The sequence below is a fragment of the Micromonospora aridisoli genome, assembly GCF_056150025.1.
In genome coordinates this window covers 1-639 of sequence record NZ_JAXCFK010000072.1, presented here as the reverse complement: position 1 = coordinate 639, position 639 = coordinate 1, and the positions used below count along the sequence as shown (strand labels likewise).

Annotated in this window: 1 protein-coding gene; it reads right to left on the bottom strand. The window is 67.0% G+C overall.

The features are described from left to right. Positions 1-582: transposase family protein (locus tag SM447_RS29400; protein ID WP_474576121.1), on the bottom strand; the 582-nt coding region annotated here is incomplete at its 3' end. Between the last annotated feature and the right edge of the window lie 57 nt (positions 583-639).

The following is a 639-nucleotide window of genomic DNA, read 5'->3' as shown; positions in this document are numbered from 1 at the left end:
GGCCTTGCGGTCGGGCAGCATATCGATGCGTTCACGGGTGACCGCGTCGATCAGGACGGTGGCGTAACGGCGACGGCGGCACAGCGCGAAGTCGTCGACCCCGAGCACGCGGGGAACCCGCCGTTCGGGCAGCGGAACGCGTAGCAGCGCCCGCAGGGCGGTGTGACGGGACATGACGACCATCGCCAGGACCGACAACAGGCGAGCACTGCCCCGGCCAGCCAGATGGCGCACCACCGTTGCGACCTGGGAGATCAACCGGGACGTGCGGCGCTGGTAACGCTCCAGAACCCCCGGAAGCTGTTCGCGGAACGTGCGACGACAGCCTTGCGTCGGGCATACCAGACGGCGTACGCGTACCCGCACCACTACCGGCCGGGCATCGACCGGCACATCCGCCAGAGTCCGCTGGTGATACCCGTGCACCCGGCCCGTCACCGCCTCGCAGCCGAGACATGCCGCCGTCCCTCCAGGCGTCCGAGCCCGCACCAGGATCCGCTCGCCCTCGTCCGTAACCTCATCGATCACCAGCGGGGACAGCCCTGAGAACACCATCTTCGTAAGATCATCGATCTTGCACACGTGACCTCAACGACATCGACCGCTTTCGGTCACCACCGAATGTGAGACAGAGCCGAA